We start from the raw sequence: 22,410 nt of genomic DNA, 5'->3' as shown, positions 1-22,410 counted from the left end.
CGGAACCATCCCGTCGCCGCATGGCGGATCTGCGAAGGGCGGCTCAGGCCGCCCTTCTGCGTTTCCGACGCCGCGCGAACCCCGTATCGACGAGAGCGGCCCGCGCGCGGGTCGATGGGGTCCCGCACGGAACAGGTCTGGAGTGTGCCCGTGAACAACCGAACCTACTCGCCGCCTCCGCCGATCCCGACCGGCCTGCGCGGCCGGTGCCCGCGCTGCGGTGAGGGTCACCTGTTCAAAGGGTTCCTGAGCCTGCGCCCCTCCTGCGAGGCGTGCGGGCTCGACTACGCGCATTTCGACTCCGCGGACGGGCCGGCCTTCTTCGTCATGTCGATCGTCGGCCTGATCGTGGTCGGTCTCGCCCTCTGGCTGGAGATCACCTACGAGCCGCCGATCTGGGTCCACGCCCTGGTGGCCTTGACCCTCTCGGTCGGGCTCAGCCTGATCCTGGTGCGGCCCCTCAAGGGCCTGCTGATCGCCCTGCAGTTCAGCAACCGGGCGGAGCAAGGGCGCTTCGAGCCGTGACCGCGAGCGGACCGCACCGCGCTGGCTGGCGCGACCTCGTCGCGCCGGGACTCGCCTCGCTGATCGCCCTGGCCATCCTGCTCGGTCTCGGGACGTGGCAGCTCGAGCGCAGGGCCTGGAAGGAGGATCTCATCGCCCGGATCGTGCGCCAGAGCCGCGCGGAGCCGGTGGCGCCTCCGGCCGCGGATGTCTGGGATCCGGCGCGCGACGAGTTCCGGCACGTCCGGGTCAGCGGTCAGTTCCTCAACGACCGGGAAACCCTCGTGCACGGGCTGGCGCCCGGCGAGACGCCGGGCCGCGCCCTGCAGGGCTACTACGTGCTCACGCCGTTCCGCCGGGACGACGGGAGCATGGTGATCATCAACCGGGGTTTCGTTCCCACGGAGCTGAAGGCGCAGGGCGATCGCCGGGACGGCCTGATCGACGGGTCGACGACGGTCACCGGCATCCTCCGCGCGAGCGAGGCCCGGGGGATGTTCGTGCCGGAACCGGATCCCGCCCGCGGGGAGTGGTTCAACCGGGACATCGCCGGCATCGCGGCGGCGCGCGGCCTCGGAACGGTCGAGCCCTACCTGATCGAGGCCGACGCCGTTCCCGGGCAGACGACGTGGCCGCGCGGCGGCCAGCTCCGGGTCGATTTGCCGAACAACCACCTGCAATACGCATTCACGTGGTTCGGCCTCGCCGCCTGCCTGATCGGCGTGTTCTCGGTCTTCGCGTGGCGCCGCCTGCACGATTCGCCCGCGGCCCGCGCCGCCTAGGACAAAGCCGCGCGCGCAGGATCTCGGCGAAGAAGAGTCTCGCCGAGATCGGCTTAAAAACGGCAACCCGTTCCTTTGACCGACGGCCGTCGCCCCGGAATACTTTCGGTGTTCTTGAGCGATCGGTCGCGTTCTGCATAGTGTATTCAGTTCGCGGCGATCATCCGAAGACGACACGGCGCCCGACCGCCGTGCAACTGAGGTAACGCCGGATGACCAGCCATATCGCCGACGCGGCGGCGCGCGAGCCGATCCGCTTCGCCTACTGGGTGCCCAACGTCTCCGGGGGGCTTGTCATCAGCAAGATCCCCCAGCGAACGAGCTGGGATGCCGAGTACAATCGGAAGCTGGCGCAGATCGCCGAGGAGGCAGGGTTCGATTATGGGCTGACGCAGATCCGGTTCACCGCGGGCTACGGCGCCGAGTACCAGCACGAATCGGTCGCCTTCAGCCACGCCCTGCTGGCCGCGACCACCAAGCTCAAGGTGATCGCCGCGCTCCTGCCCGGTCCCTGGCATCCGACCCTGGCCGCCAAGCAGATCGCCACGATCTCGCAACTCACCGAAGGCCGCATCGCGGTGAACATCGTCTCCGGCTGGTTCTCGGGCGAGTTCCGGGCGATCGGCGAGCCCTGGCTCGACCACGACGAGCGCTACCGCCGGTCGGAGGAGTTCATACGGAGCCTGCGCGGGATCTGGACGCAGGACAGCTTCACCTTCCGCGGCGACTTCTACCGCTACAGCGACTACACGCTGAAGCCGAAGCCGGCCCAGCCGCTGCCCGAGATCTTTCAGGGCGGCTCGTCGCGCGCCGCGCGCGACATGGCGACCCGCGTGTCGGACTGGTACTTCACGAATGGCGGCACGCCGGAGACGATCCGCGCCCAGGTGGACGATATCCGCGCCAAGTCGGCCGAGACCGGCAATCATCCCCGGATCGGCGTCAACGCCTTCGTCATCGCCCGCGACACCGAGGAGGAGGCCCGCGCCGTCCTTCAGGAGATCATCGACAACGCCGACCCGGACGCCGTGAAGGCCTTCGGTCACGAGGTCAAGAATGCCGGCAAGGCCTCGCCGGAAGGGGAAGGCAACTGGGCCAAGTCGAGCTTCGAGGATCTCGTTCAGTACAACGACGGCTTCAAGACCGACCTGATCGGCACGCCCGACCAGATCGCCGAGCGGATCCTGGCGCTGAAGGATGCGGGAGCGGACCTCGCCCTGCTGGCCTTCCTGCATTTCCAGGAGGACGTCGCGTATTTCGGCGCGCACGTGATCCCGCGGGTCCGCGCCCTCGAGGCCGCCCGCGACCGGCGCGCCGAGGCCGCCTGAGCGCCGCCCGCCGAACCGTATCCCGACTGATCGGAGTGAGCCATGAACATCGCCGTCGATGCGCGCACGCTCGAGCCGGAGCACCGCCCGGGCGCTCCCGGCCCCGCGCGGCCGCCCTCACCCGCCCACGTGATCCGTGACGACGCCGAGGCGCTGGCCGTGGCCCACGGGCTCGCGGCCGAGTTCCGGGCCGGCGCGTCGGAGCGGGACCGCCACGCCGTGCGGCCGCTCAAGGAGCTCGACGCCTTCTCGCAGAGCGGCCTCTGGTCGATCAACGTGCCGCGCGCCTACGGTGGCCCCGAGGTTTCGTACCGGACGCTGGCGCAGGTCATCGCCATCGTGGCGGCCGCCGATCCCGCCATCGCGCAGATCGCCCAGAACCACCTCGGCATCCTGGCGGCCATCCGGACCGTGTCGGACGAGGCGCAGAAGCACCTGCTGTTCGGCGAGGTCTTGCGCGGAACGCGGTTCGGCAACGCCTTCTCGGAGCGCGGCACCAAGCGGGCGGCCGATTTCGACACGCGCTTCACCGATCACGGCGACCACGTCGTGGTGCGGGGCCGGAAGTTCTACGCCACCGGCGCCCTCCTCGCGCACCTGGTCCCGATCGTCGCCCTCGATGCCGAGGGACGCGCCTGGTACGCCATCGCCGAGCGGGACGCGCCCGGACTCACGGTGATCGACGACTGGTCGAGCTTCGGCCAGCGCGGCACGGCGAGCGGGACCGTGCTGATCGACGACGTGCGCGTGCCCAAGACCCATCTGGTGCCGGCCTGGAAGGGCTACGCGGCGCCGACCGCCGACGGCGCCGTGTTCCAGATCATCCAGGCCGCGGTCGATGCCGGGATCGGCCGCGAGGCCCTGGACGACACCATCGGCTACGTCCGCGAGAAGGCCCGGCCCTGGATCGACAGCGGGCTGGAGCGGGCGGCCGACGATCCCTACACGATCCAGGCGGTCGGCGACCTGACCATCCGGCAGCACGCCGCCGAGGCGCTGCTCGACCGGGCCGGTCTCGCCCTCGACGCGGCGGTCGCGCGGCCGGACGCCGAGACGGTCGCGGCGGCCCAGATCGCGGTCGCCGAGGCGAAGGTGCTGACCACCGAGGTCGCCCTGGCGGCGTCGAACAAGCTGTTCGAGCTGTCGGGGACCCGCTCGACTCTGGCCGCCGAGAATCTCGACCGTCACTGGCGGAACGCGCGCACGCACACGCTGCACGATCCCGTCCGCTGGAAATACGCGATCGTCGGCAACCACGCCCTCAACGGCGTGAACCCGCCGCTCCACGCCTGGAGCTGATCGGCGGCCTACAGCACCGGCAATCCCCGCGCCTTGGCCTCCTCGCCGGGCTCGACGTGGATGGTCACCACCGCCCCGGGGATCGTCGTCTCCAGGGCGGATTCCAGCCGGTCGCAGATCGCGTGCGAATCCTCGACGGTCATCGCGCCGGGGACGACGAGGTGGAAGTCGATGAAGGTTGCCTGACCAGCGGAGCGCGTGCGCACGTCGTGCGCCTCCAGCGCGCCCTCGCCGTGCTGGGAGATGAGCGACCGGATCTGGCTCACCATCTCGGCCGGGGCGGCCCTGTCCATGAGGCCGTCCACCGATTCCCGGACCATGCGGAAGCCGGACCACAGGATGTTCATGGCGACCAGCCCGGCCACCACGGGGTCGAGGACCGGGTAGCCCGTCACCACCACGGCGCCGACGCCGGCCAGGACGCCGCAGGACGTGACCACGTCGGCGAAGACGTGGCGCGCGTCGGCGATCAGGGCCGGCGACCGCCACCGCCTTCCCCAGCGCATCAGTGCCGCCGCCCAGACCGCGTTGACGATCCCGGCCGCGAAGTTGATCGCGAGGCCGACCGCGGGCGCGTCGAGGGCCTTCGGGGCGAGCAGCCCGAAATAGGATTCGCGCAGGATCAGCAGCGCCGCCACCACGATCAGCGCGCCCTCGATCACCGCCGAGAAGAACTCGGCCTTGTGGTGACCGTAGGGATGGTCCTCGTCCGCCGGGCGCGCGGCGACCCGCAGGGCCACGAAGGCGCCGATTGCGGCGACCACGTTGATGATGCTCTCCAGCGCGTCGGAGTACAGGGCGAGGCTGCCGGTGAGCCACGCCGCGTAGAACTTCATCGCCGTGACGGCGAGGCCGATGCCCGCGCTGAAGAGGGCGGCTTTCTGGGTGCGGTCCATGGTTCGCGCCGTTGGGGTGACGCCGCGCCCATACGGCACCGGCCGCGGCCAAGGCCACGGCAAAGGTTCGACGCCGCCGAAAACGTGTTAGCCGCGGCTAAGTCTCCGACGCGCCGCCGTTGTCGCGGGCGGCCTCGCGCCGCCGGCTCGGCTCCGCCTTGGCACGCGCTGCCTCCGCCTTGCGCAGGAAGCGACGGCGCTGCCAGGCGAAGCGCGCTCCGGCGGCGAGGGTCTCCAGCCGGGCGGCCTCGCGCTCCCAGTACCCGAGGAGCTGCCCGTCGAGGGTGACCCGCCGGGGGCGACCGCGGGGCGTCACGCGTCGCTCCCCCGCGGCGCCGGCGGCTCGCCCGTCTCGGCCACGACCAGGGCGTCCGGATCGCCGCGGAAGCTGCCGGCGCCGGTATTCGGCACCGGGATTCCGGGGCTGCCGAAGGGCTGGCTCGGGTAGGCCGATTCGAACTTCGCGCGGGCGGTGTCGGGATCCTCGGCCTTCAGCACGATCTCGGACGTGCCGGGGAGCGGCCAGCGGGGATCGGCGGCGTCACGGGGGCGAACGGCGTACCAGGGCATGGATCGGGAGCCTCGCGTCTCGGTGACGCTGGAAACGGACGCGCTCCCCGGCGGTTCCGCGGTTGAAACCGCGTGCCGTTCGGTGCAGGCAGCCGGCGATGCGCGTGGACCTCTTCGATTTCGATCTGCCGGAGACCAGCATCGCCCTGCGCCCGGCCGAGCCGCGCGACGCCGGGCGGATGCTCGTGGTCCGACCTGGCGCGCCGCTGGCCGACCGGACCGTGCGCGACCTGCCCCAGGCCCTCCGGGCCGGCGACGCCCTGGTCTTCAACGACACGCGGGTGATCCCGGCCCGGCTGAACGGCGTGCGCACACGGCCCGGCGCCCCCGGCCAGCGCACCGAGGTGATGCTCCACCTGCGGGAAGCCCCCGACCGCTGGCGCGCCTTCGCGCGTCCGGCCAAGCGGCTCGCGGCGGGCGACGCGCTGCGCTTCGGCGATCTGGCGGCGACCGTTCTCGAGAAGGCCGAGGCCGGGGAGATCGTCCTCGCCTTCGACCGGGCCGGGCCAGACCTCGACGCGGCCATCGCCGCGGAGGGTGCCCTGCCGCTGCCCCCCTACATCGCGGGCAAGCGCGCCACGGATGACCGCGACGCCACCGATTACCAGACGGTCTACGCCCGCAATCCGGGGGCGGTCGCGGCTCCCACGGCCGGCCTGCACTTCTCCGACGCGCTGCTGGCCGATCTCGACGCCGCCGGTCTGCGGCGCCAGCACGTCACGCTGCATGTCGGCGCCGGGACCTTCCTGCCGGTCAAGGCCGAAGATACCGAGGCCCACCGCATGCACGCGGAGATCGGCATCCTCGACGCCGCCACGGCCGAGGCCCTGAACGCCGCGCGGGCCGCGGGCGGCCGGATCGTCGCGGTCGGGACCACGGCGCTGCGGCTGCTGGAGAGCGCGGCCCGACCGGACGGCACGCTCGCGCCCTTCTCGGGACCCACCGAGATCTTCATCACGCCGGGCTACCGGTTCCGCGCGGTCGACGCCCTCGTGACCAATTTCCACCTGCCGCGCTCGACGCTGTTCATGCTGGTCTCGGCGTTCTCAGGTCTCGCGACGATGCGCGCGGCCTACGCGCACGCGATCGCCGCCGGGTACCGGTTCTACTCCTACGGCGACGCCAGCCTGCTCTTCCCGGGCCCGGGCGCGGACACCCCATGACCGACAGCGCACACTTCCGCTTCGACCTGCTGGCCCGGGACGGCACCGCCCGCACCGGCGTGATCGGGACGCCGCGCGGCGAGATCCGGACCCCGGCCTTCATGCCGGTGGGCACGGCCGCGACCGTCAAGGCCATGTATCCTGGCCAAGTCCGCGATCTCGGCGCCGACGTGGTCCTGGGCAACACCTACCACCTGATGCTGCGGCCCGGCCCCGAGCGTATGGCCCGGCTCGGCGGCCTTCACCGCTTCATGAACTGGGACCGGCCGATCCTGACCGATTCCGGCGGCTTCCAGGTGATGTCGCTCTCCGCATTGCGGAAGATCGACGAGCAGGGCGTGACCTTCCGCTCGCACATCGACGGCACCGCGCATCACATGAGCCCGGAGCGCTCCATCGAGATCCAGGGTCTGCTCGGCTCCGACATCCAGATGCAGCTCGACGAGTGCGTCCGCCTGCCGGCGGACCACGGGGCCATCGAGAAGGCCATGCACCTGTCGCTGCGCTGGGCCGAGCGCTGCCGCGTCGCGTTCGGCGAGCAGGCGGGACGGGCCCTGTTCGGCATCGTCCAGGGCGGCGACGTGCCGGCCCTGCGCGTCGAGAGCGCCCGCGCGCTGACGGATCTCGATCTCAAGGGCTACGCGGTGGGCGGCCTCGCCGTCGGCGAGCCGCAGGCGGTCATGTTCGCCATGATCGAGACGGTCGAGCCGCACCTGCCCGCCGGCAAGCCCCGCTACCTGATGGGCGTCGGCACGCCGGACGACATCCTCGGCGCGGTCGCCCGCGGCATCGACATGTTCGACTGCGTGATGCCGACCCGCGCCGGCCGGCACGGCCTCGCCTACACGCGCCACGGACGGGTCAACCTGCGCAACGCCCGCCACGCCGAGGACACCGCGCCGCTCGACGAGACCTCGACCTGTCCGGCCGCGCGGGACTATTCCCGTGCCTACCTGCATCACCTCGTGCGCTCGAACGAGATCCTCGGGATGATGCTGCTGACCTGGAACAACCTCGCCTACTACCAGGACCTGATGGCCGGCGCGCGCGCGGCGATCCGGGACGGCCGCTACGCGGAGTACTGCGCAGAGACCCGCGCCGGCTGGGCGAGCGCCGAGCGCGCCGCCGCCTGACCGGGCGTCACGGGTGCGCGAGCACCCGGTAGATTCCATCCGGATCGTCGCGGCCGGTGGCGACGGCGCGCGCGAGATCGGAGACGACGCGCCCCGCCACGGGCAGGCGGTAATGCAGCGCGTCCCAATAATTCGCGTCCCGGGTCGTCAGCGGCGAGATCCGGCGAAAATCCACCACGACCGCGCCCCGGCGCTTCCCGATCGCCGCGGCGCGCGCCTTGCAGGCTTCCTCGCGACGGCCCGCCGCCGATCCCGGTGAACCCTGCGCCCCCGCATGCACCGGCATGAAGGCCACGATCTTCAGGGCCTCGGCGGGCACGCGACCGAGGAGATCGTCCAGGCGGTCGAGGGCCGGCATCGGCAGCTCGGGGGCGTCCGCCGCCGCCGAGTCCACGCGGCCTGCGCGGATATGGGCCTGGGCGCGTGCGAGGTCGTAGCGCGCCTCGGGCGGCGTGAAGACCGCGTAGCCGTCTCCGCGAATCCGCGCCCGCGTCAGCCCGAGATCGGCGAGTCCGGCCCGGACGGCCGTCGTGACCGAGCGCAGGCTGACCTGACGCAGGACATCGCCGGGCACGCGGTCCGCGTAGAGCCAGTCGGGAAAGGCATGGGCGGTCCGGGCCGGCGGATCGGCGGCGCACCATGGGGCATCGAGGCCGAACAGGACCGCGCGGATCGGCCGGCGGGCCAGGAACAGCGCGGCGAGCCGACCCTGCTCGTCGGGCGTCGCGGCATTCACCGCCAGATTGGCGAACCGGACACCGAAGGCCGCGTCGAGAGCCTGCGGGTCGAGCAGTCGCGCCGTCGAGGTGCCGAAGACCGCCGCGTCGAACGGCCCCCCGCGGGCGATCTGCGGATAGGAGAGCCGCTGATTGGCATCCATGATCGGTCCCGGCGGATGCCCGGGCGCGGCCCGCAGTCCGTAGGGATCGACCGCGGCCACGAAGCCGATCAGCGCCAAGCCCATGAGGGTGGCGCAGACGAGGAAGCTGCGCGCGAAGCCGACCCATCCAGCGGGTCGCCGGCCGGCTCGATGGTGAGAGGACGGATCCATCGGGCGGCTACATACGCCGTTCGACGGGCCCCGTCGCGGGCATCGCGTGCCCGGCCGCACCGTGGAGGCGGCGGTCGCGCCGACCTGACCCATCCCGCCGGTCGACCGTTCGATACGGGCGGATCGACAAAGCGCGTGAACCGATCGGCCGCCGCCCGTATAGACGGACGAAGGCGTTGCCCGGCACGAGTGGGCGGCGTGGGGAGGCGGCATGACGTTCACGGCACACAACATCCGCCTCGCGGACGGGTCCGAGACCTTGCCCGAGGCGGGCTGGCTGATCGGCGACAGCCCCTGGACCCAGGCGGCCCTGCGCTCGCTCCGGCTGTTCTACGGGCACAGGCTGGCCGGCCGGTCGATCGTCGATCTGGGCTGCCTCGAGGGCGGCTACACGCTCGAATTCGCCCGCGCCGGGATGCGCGCCACCGGTGTCGAGGTGCGCCGCTCCAACTTCGAGAACTGCCTGCGGGTCAAGGAGGGGACGGGCGTCCCCGACCTCGCCTTCGTCAACGACGACGTGTGGAATCTGGCGGCCCACGGCCCCTTCGATGCCGCCTTCTGCTGCGGACTGCTCTACCACCTCGACAGGCCGGCCGCCTTCATCCGCCTCATGGCCGAATGCGTCCGCGACGTGGTCATCCTGCACACGCATTTCGCGACCGAGACCAACGAGGCCCTGTTCCAGCTCTCTCCGCCCGCCGAGAACGAAGGTCTGCCGGGTCGCTGGATGCACGAGCACGATCTCGACGACACGAGCCAGCTCGAGGCGCACAAATGGACCTCGTGGAGCAACAAGCGCTCCTTCTGGCCCACCAAGCCGGCCCTGATCCAGCTTCTCAAGGAGTGCGGCTTCGACATGGTCTACGAGCAGTACGACATGCTGGGACACGACATCCGCGGCTCGATGGAGAGCGGCTACTACCACCAGCAGGGCCGGAGCATGTTCGTGGCCATGCGGACCTGAGCGGCTGCGGGGCGGACATAAATTTAGAATTCACCATCTCCAAAGACTTGCACTGGTCGGCTCAGTACGCATGTGACCGGCAATGTCCGCTTAATTCCTGCGGCGGATAAATGGCGACATAGGCCTTATTTCGCAAAGTCCCGCCGCCATGTTCGCGACGAGCCTCGCCCTGTGGGTGATAGCCATCCTGCTTCTGCTCTCTTGGTTGCATCTGCAGGAGCGGCTCACCGAGCGGTGTCGCCGCGCGATCCGACCGCAGATCGAGCGCCTGATCATCGAGAACCGGTGGATGGAGCACCACGCGCGCGGAGCGGCAGCGTTCGAGGCGCTCTGGGACCGGGAACTCGTCAGGCTGCACCGCGCCCATCTCTCGCGCCCGCTCCGCGCCGTCGTCCGGTTCCGCGGCTTCAGGCGCCTGGTCAGCGCGGAATTCGCGTCGATCCTGCCGGCCGAGGTCGCGTCCTGGACCTTCCTCGACCGCGTGAGCGCCTCGCAGGCGCATTACGAGGCGCTGATGCTGCGGTGCCTGAAGGCGGCCGGCTGGCGCCTGGATTACCAGGATCAGGACCACTTCGTGCTCCTCCGGGCCCGAACGCGCGTCGTCGTTTGCCTGCATTGGGCGGACCGCGACGTCGCGTGTCTCCCGATCTCCGACGTCGCGGCGGCGGCGGAGCGCGCCGGGTCGACCACGGCGTGCGTGATGACGAATGGTCGGTTCAGCGGCGCGGCGCGCGCCATGGCGGAGGAGCAGAACGTCCTGGCGCTGCACTGCTCGCAGATCGACCTGCTGCTGCCCCGGGACAAGTCGACGGTCGCGCCCCGCACGGCCCGCGGAATCGGTTTCCGGCTCGCCGCCTGACCGCGCCCGGACCCCGCGTCGTGCGATGAGGGCCCATGAGAACGACGACATCCCGCACGGCCGCGCGCCGGGTCCATTCCTCGACGCACCTCCCTCTGTCCCGCCGATGAACTGACCGGCGCGCACGCTTTCGTCAGGGACAGGCGCGATGCTCCTCTACGCATCGAGCGCCCCGGGCCTCGCCCGCCGGTCCGCCGATGCGGGCATCGTCTTCCGCGATCGGACTAACGCTCGCTTCACCATCACGGGCGGAGGCTGAGGCCGAATCGTGGTTCGAGCCGTTGAGGCGCATGGATCAGTCCGCAGCCCTCAGAACGGACCACCCCGCGACCGAACAGGACGCTCTCGCCGAGTTGCCGGCGGGCGATTTCGTCAGGCGATGGCGGCAGATCACCGGCGAGCCGCCGGCCATTCTCCTGAGCTCACGGTCCGAGATGATCGCGCTGCTCGTGGAGAGCGTGCCCATGGCGCCCCTGATCCCGCAGGGCGAGAGCCCCGGCACGGCGGGGTCCGGGGAGACTCCGTCCCAGGATCACGGCTCGGACGGGCCAGACGGGGCGGCCTCAGGATCCTCCGCGCGCAGTGATCAGCGGGGTGCGAGACAGGGACCGGCCTGATGCGGAGCCGGGATGGCGCGACGGCTTCGGTCCGGTCGAGGTGGCCGCATTCGCGAGAGTCTGGGAATACGCGGACGCTGACCAGCGAAGTCACGCGTCATGCGTCAACGAGGTCCCTTGCGAAGGGTGACCGTCCGTTCTCGCTGAACTTGAGATCGCGGGAATTTTGGTCGGAGTGGCAGGATTTGAACCTGCGACCCCCACGTCCCGAACGTGGTGCGCTACCAGACTGCGCTACACTCCGAAGGCCGTCCCGCGTGTCCGCCAGGGCCGGCGAGCGGGTGTATAGCCGCGCCTTTCCCGCACCGCAAGCGCGCTGTTGCGCCTTTTCAGCCCAGATGATCGGGCCAGTCGTCCGGGAGACGGTGGCAGGTGATCTCCGCCTCCGCGGATCGGGACGCCACCGTGGCGACGTGATCGCGCCCGCAATCGACCTCGGCGAAGCTCCAAGGACCGTCCAGGTTCCAGGACGCGTCGCCGTCGGCCCGGAGAAGGCGCGGCGCTTCGGGCGGAACGCTGACGCTGAACCGGTCGAGGGGCAGCGACAGGCCGCTGCCCAAAGCCTTCACCACCGCCTCCTTGCGGGTCCACAGTCCGAAGAAGCGCCGCTCGACCGCGCTTCGCGGGGCTCCGGCCAGGGCCGTCACCTCGTCGGCGGCGAAATGGGCCGCCGCGATCCGCAGCGCGTCCGCGATCGGCCGCACGGCCTCGACATCGACGCCGATCGCCGCGCCGCGGGTGAGCCCGATCAGCGCGCGCGCCCCGGAATGGGAGAGGTTTAATTCGGCGGCGCCCCGTGCCGGGCCCGCGAGCTCCGGCTTGCCGCCGGCTCCGGCGGCGAACTCGACGTCGGCCGGCGCGAGACCGAGCGCGTCGCCGAGGACCAGCCGCAGCGCGGCGTGGCTGGCGCGGAACCGCGCCCGATCCGCCGGGCGCAGGAAACGGTCAGCCCGCGCGCGCTCCGCGGCGTCGAGGACGGCATCGCACCGGTCGACCTGGCTCGAAGTCAGGGCGAGGTCGACGATCCAGACCTGCACCGCGCTCACGCGACACCTCGCGAGGCGGGAGCTGGGGCGCTAGCGTCGGGAGAGCGAAACGGCACGGGCGACGATCCGATGGGGCAGGAATGAGCAGCATCGGATCGCGGCCCGTCTCCTGCAAGAAGCGCCGCGCGCGGTGACGCGGTCCAGCGCGGATCTCCGCGTCGGCCTCCTGGGTAGACCGAGCCTCGGCCAGCGGTCCGTCCGCTACGGCGTCTTCTTCGCCACCTACCTCTACCAGGGCCTCGTCGCGGGTTTCTCGCTGACGGCGCTCGCCAACCACCTCGCGGCTAGGGGCGTCCCGGCAACCGAGGTCGGGCTGCACTTCGCCCTGGCCGGCCTGCCCTGGACGCTGCAGCCGCTGCTGTGGGGGCCCTGGGTGGACCGGGCCGGGGACACGCGGATGGGACGGCGCCGGCCCTTCGCGGTCGCCGCGCTGGTCGGATGCCACGCGACGCTGGCGCTGCTCCTCGTCGCCGGGGGCGACGCCGTCGGCGCGCTCGGTCCGGTCTTCCTCGTCCACAGCCTGTTCGCCTCGCTCCTCGATACCGCCTGCGACCGGATGATCATGGACCACGTCCCCACCCGGGAACTCGGCCGGGTCAGCGCCTGCACCCGCGCGGGCTTCGTGGCCGGAACGAGCCTCAGCGCCGCCGTCTTCGGATGGACGCTCGCGAATTGGGGTTTCGCCGCGAGCGCCCTCTGGCTGCTCGTCGCCGCGATCGTCGCGAGCCTGCCGATGCTGCTGGTCCGCGAGGCGCCCGCCGATCCGCTCTGGTCGCTCGAGCGCCGGGGACCGGCGCCGCGGCGCCTGCCGTTCCGCCGCTTCCTGCGCCGCACCGTGATCGCCCTGCGCCGCCCGCGCGCCCTGCGGCTGCTCGCTCTGTGCTTCGGCCTCGACGCGGCGCTCGGCCTGTTCGAGCTGCCCTTCTCGATCGACCTCCTCCAGCGTCAGGGCTGGGAGGCCGCGAGCCTGTCGCGTCTCCAGGCTTTCCTGACCCTGGTGAGCGGCACGGCCGGTGCGGTCGCGGTGGGACTCTGGTCGGACCGCGCGGGCGCGGCGTCGCCGCTTCGCGCCCTGCTGCTGGGCAGTGCCCTCACCTTCGTGCTGGCCGGGATCCTGATCGGCGCCGGCCTCGTCGGGGCCGCGGCGCCGGCGATCCTGGCGCTCACCAGCGTGCTGCCCGGCCTGCTGATCGTCGCCCTGATGCCGGCCCTGCTCGCGGCGAGCCGGGGCCGCCCGGGCGCGGCCACGCAGTTCGAGGTCTACATGGCGGCCATGAACCTCGGCTCGGTCGCCGGGACGGCGGTCGCGGGCTGGCTGGCCCCGGTCCTGCCTCTGCAAGCAATCGCCGCCCTCGTCGCCGCGACGTTCTTCGCGGCCTTCCGGATGGCGGGGCGCGGCGATCTGCTCGGTGCCCGCCGGTGAGGGAATCGGGGATCGCGCGCCGTGGCCGGCTCCCCGCCGGCCGCCGATGCGTTAGAACCCCGGCATGGCCGCCACGAAATCCGAACCGCTCGATCTCGACCTCAGCGCCGAGGAAGCGCGCGCCGAGTACGCGCGGCTGTCGGACGCGCTCCTGGAGGCCGACCGCCTCTACTACCAGGAGGACGCGCCCGAGATATCGGACGCCGAGTACGACCGGCTGCGCCGCCGCCTGGAGGACATCGAGGCCCGCTTCCCCGATCTCGCCGGCACGGGCGCCGCCAGCACGTCGGTCGGCGCCAAGCCCTCGGAGAAGTTCGCCAAGGTGCGGCACGCCGTGCCGATGCTCTCGCTGGGCAACGCCTTCGACGACGCGGAGGTGGCCGAGTTCGTCGCGCGCGTGCGCCGCTTCCTCGGCTGGCCGGACGACGCCCCCCTCGCCTTCACGGCAGAGCCGAAGATCGACGGCCTGTCCCTGTCCCTGCGCTACGTGAACGGCCGGCTCGACACCGCCGCCACCCGCGGCGACGGCGAGGTGGGCGAGAACGTCACGGCCAACGCCCGCACGGTGCAGGACATCCCGGCGGTGCTCGCGGGGTCCGGCTGGCCGGAGATCTGCGAGGTGCGCGGGGAGGTCTACCTGTCCCACGCCGACTTCGCCGCCATCAACGCCCGGCAGGAGGCGGCCGGCAAGCCGCTCTTCGCCAACCCGCGCAACGCCGCCGCCGGCAGCCTGCGCCAGCTCGATCCCGCGATCACCGCGTCCCGGCCGCTGCGATTCTTCGCCTATGCCTGGGGCGAGCTGTCGGCGCCGATCGCCGACACGCAGACCGGCGTGCTGGAGCACTTCGCGGCCTGGGGCCTGCCGGTGAACCCGCGGACCCAGACCTTCACCGACACGGAAGCGATGCTCGCCCATTACCGCGGCATCGAGGCCGACCGCGCCGGGCTCGGCTACGACATCGACGGCGTCGTCTACAAGGTCGACGACCTCGGGCTCCAGAAGCGGCTGGGCTTCGTCTCGCGCTCGCCCCGCTGGGCGCTCGCCCACAAATTCGCCGCCCAGGAAGCCACGACGGTGGTCGAGGACATCGTCATCAATGTCGGCCGCACCGGCTCGCTGAACCCGCTCGCCAAGCTCCGTCCCGTGACCGTCGGCGGCGTCGTCGTGTCGAACGCCACCCTGCACAACGAGGGCTACGTGAAGGGCGTCGGCGCCGACGGCGAGCCGATCCGCGACGGCCGCGACATCCGCGTCGGCGACACGGTCACGGTGGTCCGGGCGGGCGACGTCATCCCGAAGGTCATGGATGTCGACCTGACGAAGCGCCCGGCCGACTCGCGGCCCTACGCCTTCCCGGAGACCTGCCCGGCCTGCGGCAGCCGCGCCGTCCGCGCCATCAACCCCCGCACCGGCCGGCCCGACGCGGTGCGCCGCTGCACCGGCGGGCTGATCTGCCCGGCGCAGGGCGTTGAGCGGATGAAGCACTTCGTGTCGCGCAACGGCTTCGACATCGAGGGCTTCGGCGAGACCTATATCGAGGTCCTGTTCGAGGCCGGGCTCGTGCGCCAGCCCGCCGACCTGTTCCGCCTCGACTTCGAGGAACTCAAGGCCGCAATCGTGGCGCGGCGCGAAGCGCTGTCGGCCGAGCGGCGCGCGGACTCGGGGACGAGCGAGCCGCCGAAGAAGGCCGCCAAGAAGAAGGGCGACGAGGACGACAAGGCGATCCGGAACCTGCTCGCTGCTGTCGAGGCGCGGCGCGCCGTGCCGATGAACCGCCTGCTCTTCGCCCTCGGCATCCCGCAGATCGGCGAGGCGACCGCCAAGGCGCTGGCGAAGCGCTTCGCCGACATGCCGACGCTGATCGCGGCGATCCGCGAGGCCGCGGCGGCGCAGCCCGGTCCCGACTGGGTCGAGCTCACCGCAGTGCCGCGCGTCGGGGGCACGACCCGGGACCGGCTCCTCGATCTCGGCTTCCCGGAGGACGACGCGGCTCCGGCCAAGGAGCGGGCGCGCCTGAGCGCCGTGCAGCGCGAGAACCTCCTCGCCCATTACGGCGACGTCGACGCGGTGCGCGCGGCGATCGCGCGGGCTGCGGCGCAGCGTCCCGGCGACGCCTACCGGGTCTTCGCCGACGACGGCGAGATCGGCCCGGTGGCGACCGACGCGCTGCTCCTGTTCTTCGCCGAGCCGCACAATGCCGACGCCGTCGCGGCCCTGCTCGACGCGGTGGCGGTGCAGCCGATGGAGCGGGCCGCCGCGGCCTCAGCGTTCGCGGGAAAGACCGTGGTCTTCACCGGCACCCTGGAGAAGATGACCCGCAACGAGGCCAAGGCGGTGGCCGAGCGCCTGGGCGCGAAGGTCTCGGGCTCGGTCTCGGCCAAGACCGACCTGGTGGTGGCCGGCCCCGGTGCGGGCTCGAAACTGAAGGACGCGCAGAAGCACGGCGTCCGGGTCGTCTCGGAGGACGACTGGCTGGCGATGGTGGCGCAGGGTTGATGCCCGAGTCCGGGCGGCCTAGACCTCTCGGGGAACACCCCGAGAACTTCCACCCGGAATGGTTGAACCGCGATGACGGTCCTGGCCCTCGACTTCGAGACGGCCAACGAGCGGCGTGACAGCGCCTGCGCGGTGGGTCTGGCCTGGATCGCCGACGGCCGCGTCGTGCGCCGCGCGAGCCACCTGATCCGGCCGCCCGAGATGCGCTTCGCACCGGGCAACATCCGCGTCCACGGAATCCTGCCGGCCGACGTCGCCGACAAGCCCGACTTCGCCGCCGTCATGGCGCCCTATCTCGGCGATCTCGGGCGGGGGCTGATCCTGGCGCACAACGCGAGCTTCGATATCGGAGTCCTGCGCGCCGGGCTGACACGGGCCGGCCTGCCGGTCCCCGATCTCGCCTATCTCTGCACGGTCCAGGTGGCACGCCGGGTCTTCCCGGCGCCGGAGGGCTGCGGGCTCGGCAAGGTCGCGCGGCGCCTCGGCATCCGCTTCGAGCACCACGACGCCGGCGAGGACGCCTTCGCCTGCGCGGAGATCGCGCTCGCCGCGATGCGCGAGCGGGCGGTCGCGGACGTGCACGCCCTCGCGGCCGCGCTCGGCCTCCCGGTCGCGCGGGCGGTCGGCGGTCCCGCCGTGCCGCGCCGCGTGCCGGGTGCGATCAGCGCCCGGGCCGTGGCAAGCTTCCCCGACGCGCCGGCGGCCCTGCGGTTCGCCATGCGCGGCTCGACCGGCAACCGCTACCACGTCAGCCTGGAGGAACGGCCGGGGGGCCCGGAGCTGCGCTGCACCTGCACGGCCGGCCGCTACGGCATGCGCTGCCGCCACGTGAAGGCGCTGGAGGTCGGCGACATCACCGACCTGCTCTCGGACAATGCCGGCGACGTCGTGTTCCTCGCCCGCATGCTCGGCGCGAAGACCCGGGTCGCGGGCGCGGCCTGACCGGGCTCAGGCCGCGTCGAGGCAGGCGCGGAAGGCCGCGACGGCGCGGTCGATGTCGGCCGCCGCGATGTGCCGGTGCGTGACGAGCCGCAGCCGCCGCGGGCCGAGCGGGCGCGTGCGGATGCCGGCCGCGTCGAGATCCGCGACCCAGCGCGCGCTGTCCCGCCCGGTCCGAGAGAGGTCGACCTGCACGATGTTGGTCTGCGGCAGGTTCGCCGCGAGGCGCGGCAGGGCGTTCAGCCCGGCGCTCAGCTGCCGGGCCCGGTCGTGGTCCTCGACGAGGCGCGCGCCCATGACGGTGATCGCCTCGAGGCCGGCGGCCGCCACGATCCCGACCTGCCGCTGCGTCCCGCCGATCATCTTCCGCAGGCGCCGTGCCGCCGCGATCACCGGTCCGTCGCCGGCGAGCACGGCGCCGACCGGGGCGCTGAGGCCCTTCGAGAGGCATAGAGACACGGTGTCGACATGGGCCGCGAGGTCCGCCGGCGCGACCCCGAGATGGGTGGCGGCATTGAACAGGCGGGCCCCGTCGAGATGGACCTTAATGCCGCGCGCGCGGGCGATCTGCGCCACCGCGGCCATGTGGTCCGGCGGCAGCACGGTGCCGCCGGCGGCGTTGTGCGAGGTCTCCAGCGCGATCATGGCCGTGCGCAGCGGGCTCGCGCCGGGCCGGAGGGCGTCCTCGAGCCGGTCGAGGTCCATGGCACCGTCGGTCCCGGCGATCCCGTCCAAGAACGCCCCGGTCAGGGTGGCGGCCCCGCGCTCGGTGTGAAGCATGTGGGCCTGGGCCTCGAGCAGGACCTGCTCGCTGCGCTGAACCTGGGCCAGGATCGCCAGCAGGTTGCCCATCGTGCAGCTCGGCACGAACAGGGCCGCCGCCTTGCCGAGCATCGCGGCGGCGGTCTCCTCCAGCGCGCGGGCGGTCGGGTCGGCGTCGAGCCCGTCGTCGCCCAGCGGCGCCGACCGCATCCGGGCGTACATCGCCTCGGTCGGACGGGTGACGGTGTCGCTCCGCAGGTCGACCGCGGACGGCGCGTCCGTGGCTTCGCCGTGATCGTCTCGCATGTCGGTCTCGCCGCCCTACCGGTAGGCCGCCTCGTCGCCGGAATCGGTCGGGTTGGCGAGCGCCCGCTTGAGCACGTCGCTCATCGGCAACTCCAAGTTGATACCCTTCGGCGGGATCGGCTGCTCGAAATACTTGCCGTAGAGCCGCGCCACGGTCCCGTCCTGGATCAGCTCGACCACCGCCTTGTCGACCGCAGCCTTGAAGGCCGCGTCGTCCTTCGGCTCCAGGATCCCGTAAGGCGCGAATTCCAGGCCCTTGGTGCCGATCTTGTAATCCGCCGGCCGCTTGGCGCCCGCCACCGTGGCGTGGGCCAGGGCATCGTCGTTGATGGCGCCTGCCGCGCGGCCGGTCTCCACGAGCAGGAACACCTCGGCGGTGTCCTTGGCTGGCATCACCTGGATGTCGAGCTTGTCGCGGACGTTGATCCGGGTGGCGACGCGCTGGGTCTCGCCGCCGGCCTGGGCCGAGATGGCCTTGCCGCGGAACGACGCGATGTCGTCGACATCCACCGGCGTGTCCTTCTTGGCCACCAGCACCACCTGCGCCACGAAGGTTGTCGGCGCGAACGAGACCAGCTTGTGCCGCTCGGGCAGGTTGCTGGCGGTGCCGCATTCCAGGTCGATCGTGCCGTTGTTGATCAGCGGGATCCGGGTCGCCGACATCACCGGCACGTGGCGCACCTCGAGCTTGGGCAGGCCGAGCGCGGCCTTGAGCTTCTGCGCGACGTGTTCGCATATCTCCAGCGAATAGCCGACCGGCTTGGCGTTCTGGTCGAGGAAGCCGAAGGGCGGCGACGCGTCCGGGAAGCCGAGGCTGATCTGTCCGGTCGCGCGGATCTTGTCGAGGCGTCCCTCGGCGACCGACGGCGCGGCGAGGCCGGCCCAGCACAGAGTGGCCAACAGAAGCGGCAGCGTCCTCGACACGATCCGAACCCCCTCGCTATGTCTGAACCGGCGCAGCGCCCGGCCGCCCCGACGGGGAGTCGGCCCGAAGCTTTGCCGACCGATCCTAGGAGCGGCCGCGCGCGGGCGTCCAATGCCGATTCACCTGCCGAGCATACGGATCTGATATGGCCGAGCGGCGCATGACCTTCCGGCACATCGAGGCCTTCCGGGCCGTGGTGGCCAACGGGTCGATGACCGAGGCGAGCCGCCGGCTCCACACCTCGCAGCCTCAGGTCAGCCGGCTGATCGCGCAGCTGGAGGCGATCACCGGCCTGCCCCTGTTCGACCGGAGCGGGAGCCGGGTCGTGCCCTCCCTCGACGGGACGCGGTTCCACGCGGAGGTCGAGCGCGCCTTCGTGGGCCTCACGAGCCTGGAAACGGCGGCCGCGCGCATCCGCGCCTTCGGGGCGGAGCGCCTGCGGGTGGCGGCGATGCCGCGACTGGCGGGCGGGCTCCTCGCGCGCGCGGTCGTCCGCTTCCGGGCCGCGCATCCGGACGTGATCGTGGCGATCCATTCCGGCGACGACGAGACCGTGAACCACTGGCTCGCCACCGGCTCCTGCGACGCCGCGCTGACGATGCTGTACGGCGACGCCCCGGAGGCGCGCGCCGAGCATGTCGAGACGCGCGCCTGCGTCGCCGTCCTGCCGCAGGACCACGCCCTCGCCGCGCGGGAATCGCTCGCGCCCGTGGATTTTCAGGGCGTGCCCTTCGTCGCCGCGTCGCTCGGGAGCGCCCTGCGCGACCGGACCGAGGCCGTCTTCGAGGCCGCCGGCATCGGCCTGACCATCACCGCCGAGGCCGGCCTCGGCGCCTCGATCTGCACCCTCGTCTCGGCCGGGCTCGGGGTCAGCGTGATGAACCCCCTGGCCGCCCACGAGGAGGCGAAGGTCTCGCCGATCGCGATCCGGCCCTTCGCCCCCGCCCTCCCGGTGCATTTCGCGCTGCTCTTCCCCCCGGACCACGCCCGGGGGCGGCTGATGCGGGCCTTCGGTGCCTGCGCGCGCACGGTCCTGCTGGAGGAGCTCGCCCAGCTGCCGGACGCCGCGAGCGGGCGTCCGGCCGACGTCGCTCAGGCGGCGCGCTTCTCGGCGCCGGCGTAGAAGGTGCCCCCGCGCTCGGCCATGGCGGCCAGGTTGTCGGGCACGTGGAAACGGGGCCCGTGCTTGGCCTCGAGCGTCCGCGCGAGGTCGACGAAGGCCGCCGCGCCCATGAAGTCGATGTACGACAGGGCCCCCCCGGTGAACGGCGCGAAGCCGAAGCCGAGGATCGAGCCGACATCGGCCTCGCGCGGATCGGTGACCACGCCCTCGCCGACCGTGCGAGCGGCCTCCAGCGCCTGGACCACCAGGAGCCGCTGCTTCAGCTCGGTGAAATCGACGGCGTCGGGGTCGAGGCGGTTCGGCTGCAGGTCCTTCAGGCCGGGCCAGAGACGCTTCGGCGCGCCCTCGGGATAGTCGTAGAAGCCCTTGCGGTTCTTGCGGCCGAGCCGGCCCTGGTTCTCGACCATCTCGGCGAGGATCGCCTTCTGCGCCGGGTCGACGGCGCCCTGCCCGACCTGCGCCTCGGTGGCCTTGGCGATCTTGAGCACGAGGTCGAGGGCGACCTCGTCGTTGAGCGACAGCGGCCCGACCGGCATGCCCGCCTGGCGGCCGGCGCTCTCGATCATCGCCGGCGGCACGCCCTCGAAGAGCATCTTGTGGCCTTCGAGGATGTAGGCGCCGACGCAGCGGTTGGCGAAGAAGCCGCGGGCGTCGTTGACGACGATCGGGGTCTTCTTGATCAGCCGCACGTAGTCGAGGGCGGCGGCGAGCGCCGCGTCCCCGGTCGCCTCGCCCTTGATGATCTCGACGAGCATCATCTTCTCCACGGGCGAGAAGAAATGGATCCCGACGAACTGCGCGGGCCGCTGCGAGGCCTTGGCCAGCCCGGTGATCGGCAGGGTCGAGGTGTTGGACGCGAAGATCGCGTCGGGGCGGATCACCGCCTCGACCTTCTGGATCACCTCGGCCTTCACCCGCGGATCCTCGAAGACGGCCTCGATCACGAGGTCGCACTCCGCGAGGGCGCCGTAATCCGCCGTGGCCTGGATCCGGCCGAGCAGCGCCTCCCGGTCGGCGGTCTTGGCGCGGCCCTTGTTGATCTGGCCGGTGATGAGCGTGTGGGCGTAGGCCTTGCCCTTCTCGGCCGCCTCGACCGACTGGTCGACCAGCACCACCTCGATCCCGGCCTGGGCGGTGACGTAGGCCACGCCCGCGCCCATGAAGCCGGCGCCGATCACGCCGACCTTGCGCAGGTTCGTGGCCGGCACGTCCTTCGGACGGCGCGCGCCCTTGTTCAGCTCGCCCATGGAGATGAACAGCGTGCGGATCATCGCCGCCGCCTCGGTCGAGCGCAGGATATGCGCGAAGTACCGGCTCTCGACCCGCAGGGCGAGGTCCATCGGCAGCTGAAGGCCCTCGTAGACGGAGGCCAGGATCGCCTTGGCAGCCGGGTAGTTGTCGTGGGTCTCGCGCCGGTAGATGGCGTTGGCCGGCGGCCAGATCATCATGCCGGCGGGCGAGTAGACCTTGCCGGACGGCGCTTTGAACTTCGGCACATCCCAGGGCGCCACAGCCGAGCCGCCCTCGCGGATCCAGGCCTTGGCGCGCTCCACGATCTCGGCCTGCGGCGCCACCGCGTGGATCAGCCCCATGCCCTTGGCCATGGGCGCGCGGATCTGCTCGCCCTTGAACAGCATCTGCAGGGCGTCGCCGGTCTGCATCAGGCGGGCGACCCGCTGCGTGCCGCCGCCGCCCGGGAACAGCCCGACCTTGATCTCCGGCAGGCCGACCCGGGTCTTCCCGTCGTCCGAGGCGACCCGGTGGTGGCACGACAGCGCCAGCTCGAAGGCGCCGCCCAGGCACAGGCCCTGGATCGCCGCCGCGAAAGGCTTGCCGCAGGTCTCGAGCCGCCGGAACAGCAGCGACAGGCGCCGGGACGCCTCGAAGAAGTGGCGCATCGCCACCTCCTCGCCCTGCTCGGCCTTCAGCTGCTCGTAGGCCCGGCCCAGACCCTGGAGCATGGTGAGATCGGCGCCGCCGGAGAAATTGTCCTTGCCGGTGGCGATGACGCAGCCCTTGATCGCCGGGTCGGACGCGACCTGCTCGATAATCTGCTCGAGCTGGTCCATCACACCTTCGGTGATCACGTTCATCGAGCGGCCGGGCATGTCCCAGGTCGCCAGAGCGACGCCGTCGGGATCGGTCTCGAAGCGGAAATCGGTCAGCGTCACGGTGCCGTCCTCCCTGGGTTCCGCCGACGATCCGCCGGCGCACTTGCATTAA

The 22,410-nt window shown here is 71.8% G+C and carries 20 protein-coding genes and 1 tRNA gene; 12 read left to right on the top strand and 9 right to left on the bottom strand.

What is annotated here, in order from left to right; genetic code table 11:
- The first annotated feature begins 114 nt into the window (after positions 1-114).
- The 4 genes from ABIC30_RS02705 to ABIC30_RS02690 all read left to right on the top strand — a co-directional run bounded on the left by ABIC30_RS02705 (position 115) and on the right by ABIC30_RS02690 (position 3,913).
- Positions 115-525 (top strand): DUF983 domain-containing protein, encoded by a 411-nt coding sequence (locus ABIC30_RS02705; RefSeq protein WP_170855114.1) that lies wholly within the window; start codon positions 115-117, stop codon positions 523-525.
- On the top strand, positions 522-1,286 hold the full coding sequence (locus ABIC30_RS02700; protein WP_020091405.1) for an SURF1 family protein: 765 nt from the start codon (positions 522-524) through the stop codon (positions 1,284-1,286). Before ABIC30_RS02705 ends, ABIC30_RS02700 begins: the two co-directional genes overlap by 4 nt.
- A gap of 212 nt (positions 1,287-1,498) precedes the next feature.
- Positions 1,499-2,614 (top strand): dimethylsulfone monooxygenase SfnG, encoded by a 1,116-nt coding sequence (sfnG, locus tag ABIC30_RS02695; protein WP_020091404.1) that lies wholly within the window; start codon positions 1,499-1,501, stop codon positions 2,612-2,614.
- Positions 2,615-2,656: 42 nt separating this feature from the next.
- Positions 2,657-3,913 carry an SfnB family sulfur acquisition oxidoreductase gene (locus ABIC30_RS02690; protein ID WP_020091403.1) on the top strand — a complete coding sequence of 419 codons (1,257 nt, stop codon included), beginning with the start codon at positions 2,657-2,659 and terminating at the stop codon, positions 3,911-3,913.
- Between the two features lie 8 nt (positions 3,914-3,921).
- Here the strand turns inward: ABIC30_RS02690 and ABIC30_RS02685 are convergent, their stop codons facing one another.
- From ABIC30_RS02685 to ABIC30_RS02675, 3 genes are all read right to left on the bottom strand, one after another.
- Positions 3,922-4,809 (bottom strand): cation diffusion facilitator family transporter, encoded by an 888-nt coding sequence (locus tag ABIC30_RS02685; RefSeq protein WP_020091402.1) that lies wholly within the window; start codon positions 4,807-4,809, stop codon positions 3,922-3,924.
- 97 nt (positions 4,810-4,906) lie between these two features.
- Positions 4,907-5,125 (bottom strand): hypothetical protein, encoded by a 219-nt coding sequence (locus tag ABIC30_RS02680; protein ID WP_020091401.1) that lies wholly within the window; start codon positions 5,123-5,125, stop codon positions 4,907-4,909.
- Positions 5,122-5,379, bottom strand: a complete 258-nt coding sequence (locus ABIC30_RS02675; RefSeq protein ID WP_020091400.1) for a hypothetical protein — start codon at positions 5,377-5,379, stop codon at positions 5,122-5,124. The genes ABIC30_RS02680 and ABIC30_RS02675 overlap by 4 nt, the downstream gene beginning before the upstream one ends.
- A 98-nt stretch (positions 5,380-5,477) precedes the next feature.
- Between ABIC30_RS02675 and queA the strand changes: the two genes are divergently transcribed.
- On the top strand, positions 5,478-6,542 hold the full coding sequence (queA, locus tag ABIC30_RS02670; protein ID WP_354453867.1) for a tRNA preQ1(34) S-adenosylmethionine ribosyltransferase-isomerase QueA: 1,065 nt from the start codon (positions 5,478-5,480) through the stop codon (positions 6,540-6,542).
- Entirely contained in the window at positions 6,539-7,675 is a 1,137-nt protein-coding gene (gene tgt, locus ABIC30_RS02665; RefSeq protein ID WP_020091398.1) for a tRNA guanosine(34) transglycosylase Tgt, read from the top strand. The genes queA and tgt overlap by 4 nt, the downstream gene beginning before the upstream one ends.
- A 7-nt stretch (positions 7,676-7,682) precedes the next feature.
- Here tgt and ABIC30_RS02660 read toward each other — a convergent pair whose 3' ends face one another.
- Positions 7,683-8,726, bottom strand: a complete 1,044-nt coding sequence (locus tag ABIC30_RS02660) for a hypothetical protein (RefSeq protein ID WP_020091397.1) — start codon at positions 8,724-8,726, stop codon at positions 7,683-7,685.
- A gap of 211 nt (positions 8,727-8,937) precedes the next feature.
- Between ABIC30_RS02660 and ABIC30_RS02655 the strand changes: the two genes are divergently transcribed.
- Both ABIC30_RS02655 and ABIC30_RS02650 read left to right on the top strand, forming a co-directional pair.
- On the top strand, positions 8,938-9,690 hold the full coding sequence (locus ABIC30_RS02655) for a class I SAM-dependent methyltransferase (protein ID WP_020091396.1): 753 nt from the start codon (positions 8,938-8,940) through the stop codon (positions 9,688-9,690).
- 148 nt (positions 9,691-9,838) lie between these two features.
- Positions 9,839-10,549, top strand: coding sequence for a restriction endonuclease (locus ABIC30_RS02650; protein ID WP_020091395.1), 711 nt, complete (start codon positions 9,839-9,841; stop codon positions 10,547-10,549).
- Positions 10,550-11,333: 784 nt separating this feature from the next.
- Here ABIC30_RS02650 and ABIC30_RS02645 read toward each other — a convergent pair.
- Positions 11,334-11,410: transfer RNA gene (locus ABIC30_RS02645), tRNA-Pro, on the bottom strand.
- A gap of 85 nt (positions 11,411-11,495) precedes the next feature.
- Positions 11,496-12,212 (bottom strand): 4'-phosphopantetheinyl transferase family protein, encoded by a 717-nt coding sequence (locus ABIC30_RS02640; RefSeq protein WP_020091393.1) that lies wholly within the window; start codon positions 12,210-12,212, stop codon positions 11,496-11,498.
- A 130-nt stretch (positions 12,213-12,342) separates the two neighbouring features.
- Here ABIC30_RS02640 and ABIC30_RS02635 point away from each other — a divergent pair, with 130 nt between their 5' ends.
- The 3 genes from ABIC30_RS02635 (at position 12,343) to ABIC30_RS02625 (ending at position 17,074) form a co-directional block, all read left to right on the top strand.
- Positions 12,343-13,635, top strand: coding sequence for an MFS transporter (locus ABIC30_RS02635; RefSeq protein ID WP_020091392.1), 1,293 nt, complete (start codon positions 12,343-12,345; stop codon positions 13,633-13,635).
- A 64-nt stretch (positions 13,636-13,699) separates the two neighbouring features.
- Positions 13,700-16,132: an NAD-dependent DNA ligase LigA gene (gene ligA / locus ABIC30_RS02630; protein ID WP_234081145.1), complete on the top strand. Its 2,433-nt coding sequence runs from the start codon at positions 13,700-13,702 to the stop codon at positions 16,130-16,132.
- A gap of 72 nt (positions 16,133-16,204) precedes the next feature.
- The gene (locus ABIC30_RS02625; protein ID WP_042674654.1) at positions 16,205-17,074 is read left to right on the top strand and encodes a 3'-5' exonuclease; all 870 of its coding nucleotides are present in this window, start codon (positions 16,205-16,207) and stop codon (positions 17,072-17,074) included.
- A gap of 6 nt (positions 17,075-17,080) precedes the next feature.
- Here the strand turns inward: ABIC30_RS02625 and ABIC30_RS02620 are convergent, their stop codons facing one another.
- Positions 17,081-18,139, bottom strand: a complete 1,059-nt coding sequence (locus ABIC30_RS02620) for a GntG family PLP-dependent aldolase (RefSeq protein ID WP_042674655.1) — start codon at positions 18,137-18,139, stop codon at positions 17,081-17,083.
- A gap of 15 nt (positions 18,140-18,154) precedes the next feature.
- Complete coding sequence (locus tag ABIC30_RS02615) at positions 18,155-19,039, bottom strand: amino acid ABC transporter substrate-binding protein (protein WP_056522091.1); 885 nt, start codon at positions 19,037-19,039, stop codon at positions 18,155-18,157.
- Positions 19,040-19,209: 170 nt separating this feature from the next.
- Here ABIC30_RS02615 and ABIC30_RS02610 point away from each other — a divergent pair, with 170 nt between their 5' ends.
- The gene (locus tag ABIC30_RS02610; protein ID WP_354453862.1) at positions 19,210-20,187 is read left to right on the top strand and encodes a LysR substrate-binding domain-containing protein; all 978 of its coding nucleotides are present in this window, start codon (positions 19,210-19,212) and stop codon (positions 20,185-20,187) included.
- Here ABIC30_RS02610 and ABIC30_RS02605 read toward each other — a convergent pair.
- Positions 20,157-22,358 (bottom strand): 3-hydroxyacyl-CoA dehydrogenase NAD-binding domain-containing protein, encoded by a 2,202-nt coding sequence (locus ABIC30_RS02605; RefSeq protein WP_354453861.1) that lies wholly within the window; start codon positions 22,356-22,358, stop codon positions 20,157-20,159. The genes ABIC30_RS02610 and ABIC30_RS02605 overlap by 31 nt on opposite strands.
- Positions 22,359-22,410 lie beyond the last annotated feature (52 nt).

The sequence above is a fragment of the Methylobacterium sp. 1030 genome (genome assembly GCF_040544715.1).
Lineage (GTDB): Bacteria > Pseudomonadota > Alphaproteobacteria > Rhizobiales > Beijerinckiaceae > Methylobacterium.
This window is presented reverse-complemented; position numbering and strand designations above follow the sequence as displayed.